Source organism: Pseudoxanthobacter sp. (genome assembly GCF_036822375.1).
GTDB lineage: Bacteria > Pseudomonadota > Alphaproteobacteria > Rhizobiales > Segnochrobactraceae > Pseudoxanthobacter.
The window spans coordinates 1-7950 of the sequence record NZ_DAISHT010000164.1; the positions used below are offsets into that span (position 1 = coordinate 1).

The window sequence follows — 7950 nt, forward strand, 5'->3', positions numbered from 1 at the left end:
GTTTCAGTCGCTGTTTCAGTCGCCGTTTCCGTTCCTGCGCTGCGCCGTCCGCTCCCCTCATGGCCGGCGGGGGTCTCGCCGTGGCGGTGGTGTCCCCTGCGGCCGCGCCTCGTCAGCCGCGCCCGGTCCGCCGCCGGTCGGGCAGGTCTGCATAAGCCCGCCGGGGCGTGCGTTGCCCATTTCCTCGGCGACCGAATCCCGGTCTTATAGGGAGACTTGAAATCGAAGCTCAGGCGGATGACTGGCCCGCGCGAAGGCTGCCGTACCCATGGCCGCTTCCCGCGCCCGGGGGCGTGTTTGTCTGCGGCGAACCTCCGGGACAGAAGGAACCGCACCCCATGCCCCATGAAATGCCCCTCATCGCAACCATTGTCGGCGGCCTCGTGCTGGCATTCGTGTTCGGCGCCATCGCCAACCGGCTGCGGCTGCCGCCGCTGGTCGGCTATCTGGTGGCGGGCGTGCTGGTCGGCCCCTCAACGCCGGGCTTCATGGCAGACCCGGAACTGGCCGCCGAACTGGCCGAAATCGGCGTCATCCTGCTGATGTTCGGCGTCGGGCTGCACTTTTCGCTGAAGGATCTGCTGTCGGTGCGCGGCATCGCCGTGCCCGGCGCCGTGGCCCAGATGGCGCTTGCCACGCTGCTTGGCTGGGGCATGGGCGTGTTTCTCGGCTGGCCCATGGGCGGGGCGCTGGTGTTCGGCCTGGCGCTGTCGGTCGCCTCCACGGTGGTGCTGCTCAAGGCGCTGCAGGAGCGGCGCATGATCGAGACCGACAAGGGGCGCATTGCCGTCGGCTGGCTGATCGTGGAAGACCTCGCCATGGTGCTGGCGCTGGTGCTGATCCCGGCGGCGTCCTCCATCATGGGCGGCCAGAGCAACCTTCACGATCCGCTGCTGGCCACCGTCAGCCGCTGGCTCGGCATGGATCTGGGGCTTGGCGGCGCCATCGGGCTGACGCTGGTGAAGGTGGCGGCTTTCGTCGGCCTCATGCTGGTGGTCGGTCGCCGGCTGATCCCGTGGTTCCTGCACTGGGTGGCCTACACCGGCTCGCGCGAGCTTTTCCGGCTGGGCGTGCTGGCGATTGCGCTGGGGGTGGCGTTCGGCGCGGCCAAGCTGTTCGGCGTGTCGCTGGCGCTCGGGGCCTTCTTCGCCGGTATGGTGCTGTCGGAAAGCGAACTCAGCCATCGCGCCGCGGAGGAAAGCCTGCCGCTGCGCGATGCCTTTGCCGTGCTGTTCTTCGTTTCCGTCGGCATGATGTTCGATCCCATGAGCATCGTGCGCAATCCGCTGCCGGTTCTGGCGACGCTGTTCATCATCGTCATCGGCAAGTCGGTGGGCGCGTTTCTCATCGTGCGCGTGTTCGGCCGCTCGGTGCGCACGGCGCTGACGATTTCGGCCTCGCTCGCCCAGATCGGCGAGTTCTCGTTCATTCTGGCCGAACTCGGCGTCGGTCTCGGCCTGCTGCCGCAGGAGGGCCGCGATCTGATCCTCGGCGGCGCGCTGCTGTCGATCGTGCTCAATCCGCTGGCGTTCTACGCGAGCGAACGCCTTGCCGACCGCATCGAGGCCCGCCAGCCGCGCGCGGCCGCCCCGGCACCGGAAAGCCGGGCCGCCCCCGACGAGGCCGTTGCCGAGACGAAGGCGCCCGCCGCCGCCGTGGCCGATGCCGACGAGGCGCCGAAGCCGGTGGCCACCGTCCTTTCCCGCCACACCGTTCTGGTGGGCTATGGCCGGGTTGGCCGGCTGGTGGGCGAGGGACTGATCGCCCGCGGCGAGCCGCTGGTGGTGGTGGAAGATGCGGCGCGGCAGGTGCTGGCGCTGCAGGCCGCCGGCATCGAGGCGCTGGCCGGCAACGCCGCAGCCGGCGAGATCATGGCCTATGCCAATCTGGCCGGGGCGGCCAATCTGGTCGTCGCCATTCCCAATGCGTTCGAGGCCGGGCAGGTGGTGGAACAGGGCCGCCGCGCCAATCCGGGGCTGTTCATTCTGGCCCGCGCCCATTCCGATGCCGAGGTGGAGCACCTGAAGCAGCACGGCGCCGACGGCGTCATCATGGGCGAGCGCGAAATCGCCCGCGAGATGTTGCTGCAACTGGCCGGCCACGGCCCGGCCGCTGCCGGAGGCGATGCCGGGCCGGCCGCGGCGGAGGCGCCCGCCGCAGAGGCCGGAGCGGGAGAACAGGCCGCCGCCGCCGCGCCCGGTGCGGCGGAGGCGGACGACGGCGGGGCGCGGGCGGCCGGCTGATCCGCCGGCCGGCCGCTTCGCTCACGCCAGCGCGGCGCGGGCGATGATGTTGCGCTGGACCTCCGACGAGCCCTCGTAGATGCGGAAGATGCGCACGTCGCGCACATAGCGTTCCAGCGGCAGATCGCGGGTGAAGCCGTAGCCGCCGTGGATCTGCAGCGCCTTGTCGGTGACGCGGCCGGCCATTTCGGCGGCGAACAGCTTCACCATCGCCGCTTCCGGGCTGTAGCGCTCGCGGGCCGCCCGCTTCGCGGTTGCCGCATCGGCAAGGCCGCGGGCGGCGGCGATGTCCACGGCCATGTCGGCGATCATCCACTGCAGGCCCTGAAACGCGGCGATGGGGTGGCCATCCACCATGCGCGTGCGCGCCCAGTCCCGCGCGGCGGCAAAGGCCGCTTCCGCGATGCCGACGGCGCAGGCGGCGATATCGAGCCGGCCGGCATCGAGCGTCTTCAGCGCGGTGCGGAAACCGGAGCCCTCCGGGCCGAGGCGGTTGTCGTCCGGTACGAGACAGTCGAACACCACCTCGAAGACGTGGCCGCCTTTGAGGCCCATCGTCCGCTCGGCCCCGCCGACGGTGACGCCGCCGGCCGCCGGCTCCACCACGAAGGCGGAGATGCCGCGGGCCCCCGCGGCGCGGTCGGTCTTGGCATAGACGACGATGAAGTCGGCTTCGCCGGCATTGGAAATGAAATGCTTGGTGCCGCGGATGCGCCAGCCGTCGCCCTCGCGCACGGCACAGGTCGTCATATCGGCGGGGTTGGAGCCGGCGCCGGGTTCCGTCAGCGCGAAGGCGCCGAGACGTTCGCCGGTGGCCGCCAGCGGCAGCCAGCGCTGCTTCTGGCCAGCCGAGCCGCCATGCACGATGGAATCGGTCGCCAGCCAGTGGGCCGTGACCATCGAGGCCGTGGAACCGCAGGCGCCGGCCACCAGCGCGATCGATTCGAACAGCGTCCACGCATCCACGCCCGGCCCGCCATATTCGGCCGGCAGGTTGAGGCCCATCACCCCCATATCGCCCAGCGCCGCCCGGTGACAGGTGGCGAACAGGCTGCTTTCGTCGATCGCGGCCGCGCGGGGGGTGAGGACTTCGCGGCAGAAGGTTTCGATGCCGGCAACGACTTCGGCATCGGCGTGATGGCGGCTCATGGACGCAAACTCCCCCTCGGGCAACGGAAAAGGCAGGGCGGAGAGGGCCGGCGGCCGCGAAGCGGCAGGGTCCTCGTCCGGTCTTGTATGTGCGCGGTCTCGCATGTGCGCGGACTCGCATATGCGCGGACTTGCAGGCGCGGACTTGCAGGCGCGGTCTTGCGGGCGCGCCGTCTTGCATGTGCGCGCTCTTGCGGGTGCGCAGTACTGCAGGTACGGGCGCGTCAGGCCTTTGCGGCCGCCGTGCTCCACGCCGCTGCGGGATCGGCGGCAACGGCGGCAGTGTCGCCGCCGAGGCGCGGGGCCGGGGCGCTGCCGCCGCGCGGGGCTCCGGCGAAGCAGGCCGGCTGCTCCGGCACGGCGAGCGGCCCGAGAGCGGGGTGGGTCACGGTCTGCGTCACCGGCCGGCCGCGCTGCGCCGCCGCGGCAAGGGCCTGTCGCGTATCCTGCACCTCGGCGGCCGGAACCCCGGCGGCGACGAGGGCAGCCACGGCATCGCCGGGCGAAAGGGTGCGCGACCAGCCTTCGATTTCCGCCCGCAGCGCGCCCTCGTTGGCGAGCCGGTCGGGATCGGAACCGAAGCGGGCATCCCCGGCCAGTTCCGGCCGGCCGATGACCGTGCACAGGGTGGCGAACAGCTTGTTGTTCAGCACCGCCAGCACGAAGCTGCCGCCCTTCGCGCGGAAGGCCCCGAACGGTGCCGACAGCGGGTGACGGTTGCCGACGCGCATCGGCGCGCTGCCGGTGGCCAGCGCCCGGGCCACGACGAGCGGCTGCAGCGCCATCATGGAATCGAACATCGACACATCGATGCGCCGCCCGGCCCCGGTCTTCTCGCGCTCGTAGAGCGCGGCGAGAATGGCCCACGAACCGAACAGACCGGAGACCACGTCGGCGATGGATTCGCCCACCAGCGTCGCCTCGCCGGCGGGATCGCCGGTCACGTGCATCAGCCCGCTCATGGCCTGCACGATGATGTCGTAGGCCGGCCGCCCGGCATCCGGGTTATCCTGCCCGAAGCCGGAGACGGAGGCATAGACAAGACGCGGGTTGAGGGCGGAAAGCGCGGCCCAGCCCAGCCCCAGCTTGTCGGCGACGCCGGGGCGGAAGTTTTCCACCACCACGTCGGCGTTCTCTGCCAGTGCCAGCGCCACGGCCTTGTCGGCCGGGTTCTTCACGTCCAGCACCACCGAGCGCTTGCCGCGGTTGACGGCCTCGAAGATCACCGACGAGCCATCGGGGTGGAAGGGGCCGACATGGCGATAGTCGTCGCCGCCCGGCGCCTCCACCTTGATGATGTCGGCGCCGAGATCGGCGAGCAGCGCCGTGGCATAGGGCCCGGCGAGGACGCGGGTGAAATCGAGCACCCGCACCCCCTCCAGCGGCCGGCGGCCGGCAGCGGCTGCGCTCATTTCAGGATGCCGGGCAGGTCGAGGCCCTTTTCCTTCGCCCAGTCGAGGGCGATGTCGTAGCCGGCATCGGCATGGCGCATCACGCCGGTGGCGGGGTCGTTCCACAGCACGCGGGCGAGGCGCCGGGAGGCCGCCTCCGTGCCGTCGGCCACGATCACCATGCCGGCATGCTGGGAAAAGCCCATGCCCACGCCGCCGCCGTGATGCAGCGAAACCCACGTGGCGCCGGAGGCGCAGTTGAGCAGGGCGTTCAGCAGCGGCCAGTCGGAAACCGCGTCCGAACCGTCCTGCATCGCTTCGGTCTCGCGGTTGGGCGAGGCGACGGAGCCGGAATCGAGGTGGTCGCGGCCGATCACGATCGGGGCCTTCAGTTCGCCCTTCGCCACCATCTCGTTGAAGGCGAGGCCGAGGCGGTGACGGTCGCCGAGGCCGACCCAGCAGATGCGCGCCGGCAGACCCTGGAAGTGGATGCGCTCGCGCGCCATGTCCAGCCAGTTGTGCAGGTGCGGATTGTCCGGGATCAGCTCCTTCACCTTGGCGTCGGTCTTGTAGATGTCCTCCGGGTCGCCGGAGAGCGCGGCCCAGCGGAACGGGCCGATGCCGCGGCAGAACAGCGGACGGATATAGGCGGGCACGAAGCCGGGGAAGTCGAAGGCATCCGCCACACCCTCTTCAAGGGCCATCTGGCGGATGTTGTTGCCGTAATCGAGCGTCGGCACGCCCTCGTGCCACCACTCCAGCATGGCCCGGACATGGACCGCCATGGAGGCGCGGGCGGCCTTTTCCACGGCCTTCGGGTCGCTCTCGCGCAGCGAGAACCACTTGTCGAGGCTCCAGCCCGCCGGCAGGTAGCCGTTGATGGGGTCATGGGCCGAGGTCTGGTCGGTGACGACATCCGGGCGGATGCCGCGGCGGCGCATTTCCGGCAGCACTTCGGCGGTGTTGCCGAGCAGGGCGACGGAGACCGGCTTGCCGTCGGCGACCGACTTTTCGATGATCGCCATCGCCTCGTCGAGGGTATCGGCCTTCACGTCCACATAGCCGGTGCGCAGACGGAAATCGATGCGGCTCGGCTGGCATTCCACCGCAAGGCAGGAGGCGCCGGCCATGGTGGCGGCCAGCGGCTGGGCGCCGCCCATGCCGCCGAGGCCGCCGGTGAGAATCCACTTGCCCTTCAGCGAGCCGCCGAAATGGCGCCGGCCCACTTCCACGAAGGTCTCATAGGTGCCCTGAACGATGCCCTGCGCACCGATATAGATCCACGAGCCGGCCGTCATCTGGCCGTACATCATCAGGCCCTTGCGGTCGAGTTCGTGGAACTTGTCCCAGTTGGCCCAGTGCGGCACGAGGTTGGAGTTGGCGATCAGCACGCGCGGGGCATCGGGGTGGGTCCTGAACACGCCGACCGGCTTGCCGGACTGCACCAGAAGCGTCTCGTCCTCGTTGAGGCGCTTCAGCGTGGCCACGATGCGATCGAAGCACTCCCAGTCGCGCGCGGCGCGGCCGATGCCGCCATAGACCACGAGCTCGGACGGGCGCTCGGCCACGTCGGGATCGAGGTTGTTCATCAGCATGCGCATCGGCGCTTCGGTCAGCCACGACCGGGCGGTGATTTCCGGGCCGGTCGGGGCATGAATGACGCGGTCGTTGTCAGTGCGGGACATGGGGCTTTTCCCTCAAGCGCGGGCGAAGGCGAGCGCGCCTTCAAGAATGGTGCGAAGCGTGGCCGTGACAGCTTCAGCGTAGGCGGGGGCCCACGCAACCGGCCAGTTCTGCGGGGTGATCGTGCGCGGCTCGTCGAGGTAGCCGCGGATGGCGAGTTCCATCTGGATGGCGTGCACGCCCTGTTCCGGCGCGCCGTAGTGGCGGGTGATCCAGCCGCCCTTGAAGCGACCGTTGACCACATGGCCGAGGCCGGAGGCCGCGCAGGCCTGTTCCACCGCCGCTTCAAGGGCGGGGGCGCAGGTGACGCCGTTGTTGGTGCCGATGTTGAACTGCGGCAGCTCGCCGTCGAACAGGCGCGGAATCCACGAGCGGATGGAGTGGCAGTCATAGACCACCACCTTGTCGTGCTGCGTCCGCAGCCGGGCGATCTCGGCGGCGAGGGCGGCGTGGTAGGGATCGAACCAGCGCTCGCGGCGCGAGACGATCTCGGCCGCGTCCGGCTCGCGCCCGGCCTCGTAGAGCGGTTCGCCGTCGAAGGTGTCGGTCGGGCACAGGCCGGTGGTGGCCTGACCGGGATAGAGCGACACGCCCGAGGGATCGCGGTTGAGGTCGATCACCGACCGCGAGACGGTCGAGCGCACGAACGTGGCGCCGAGATCGCGGGCGAAGGCATAGAGCTGCTCGACGTGCCAGTCGGCATCGCGCCGGGCCAGCCAGGGCGAGCGGAAACGGGTGGCGAAGGCCCCCGGAAGCGCCGTGCCGGTGTGGGGGAAGGAGAGGACGAGCGGCGCCTCGCCCCGCTCGATCACCAGGAAGTCACCGGCCATCACGCCGCCTCCACGATGGCCGGCAGCGGCAGCGGCGCGGCTGCGGCCTCGATCTCGCCGCTGAGCACCATGGCGGCGACGGCGGCGATATCCGGGGCGAAGTAGCGGTCGTCGTCGAGCGCCGGCACGCTGGTGCGGATGGCGGCGCGCACCCGCTCCAGCGCCGGCGAGGAGGCCAGCGGGGCGTGGAAATCGCAGCCCTGAGCCGCCGCCAGCAGTTCGATCGCCAGCACGTTCGCCACGTTGCGCGCCATGCGGTGCAGCCGGTAGGCGCCGTGGGCGGCCATGGAGACGTGGTCTTCCTGATTGGCGGAGGTCGGGATGGAATCGACGCTCGCCGGGTGCGCCATCTGCTTGTTTTCCGAGACCAGAGCGGCGGCGGTGACCTGCGGGATCATGAAGCCGGAATTCAACCCCGGCCGCGGGGTGAGGAAGGCCGGCAGGCGGGAGAGCGCCGGATCGACCAGCATGGAGATGCGCCGCTCGGCGATGGAGCCGATCTCGCACAGTGCCATGGCGGTGATGTCGGCGGCGAAGGCCACCGGCTCGGCGTGGAAATTGCCGCCGGAGATCGCCTCCGGGCCTTCCTCGCCGGTGAAGATCAGCGGGTTGTCGGTGACGCCGTTGGCCTCGCGCTCCAGCGTGGCGGCGACC

6 protein-coding genes are annotated in these 7950 nt (G+C 70.5%); 1 reads left to right on the forward strand and 5 read right to left on the reverse strand.

The window, feature by feature from the left end; genetic code table 11:
* Positions 1-338: 338 nt before the first annotated feature.
* Positions 339-2243, forward strand: coding sequence for a YbaL family putative K(+) efflux transporter (gene ybaL / locus V7067_RS13480; RefSeq protein WP_334176422.1), 1905 nt, complete (start codon positions 339-341; stop codon positions 2241-2243).
* A gap of 21 nt (positions 2244-2264) precedes the next feature.
* Here the strand turns inward: ybaL and V7067_RS13485 are convergent, their stop codons facing one another.
* The 5 genes from V7067_RS13485 to V7067_RS13505 form a co-directional block, all read right to left on the reverse strand.
* Positions 2265-3392, reverse strand: a complete 1128-nt coding sequence (locus tag V7067_RS13485) for an acyl-CoA dehydrogenase family protein (RefSeq protein ID WP_334176423.1) — start codon at positions 3390-3392, stop codon at positions 2265-2267.
* Between the two features lie 224 nt (positions 3393-3616).
* Positions 3617-4804 (reverse strand): CoA transferase, encoded by a 1188-nt coding sequence (locus V7067_RS13490; RefSeq protein WP_334176424.1) that lies wholly within the window; start codon positions 4802-4804, stop codon positions 3617-3619.
* Complete coding sequence (gene hutU / locus V7067_RS13495; protein ID WP_334176425.1) at positions 4801-6468, reverse strand: urocanate hydratase; 1668 nt, start codon at positions 6466-6468, stop codon at positions 4801-4803. Before hutU ends, V7067_RS13490 begins: the two co-directional genes overlap by 4 nt.
* Positions 6469-6480: 12 nt before the next feature.
* On the reverse strand, positions 6481-7296 hold the full coding sequence (gene hutG, locus V7067_RS13500) for an N-formylglutamate deformylase (RefSeq protein ID WP_334176426.1): 816 nt from the start codon (positions 7294-7296) through the stop codon (positions 6481-6483).
* Positions 7296-7950 (reverse strand): aromatic amino acid lyase (locus V7067_RS13505; RefSeq protein ID WP_334176427.1); only part of this gene is annotated, 655 nt, incomplete at its 5' end. The genes V7067_RS13505 and hutG, both read right to left, overlap by 1 nt.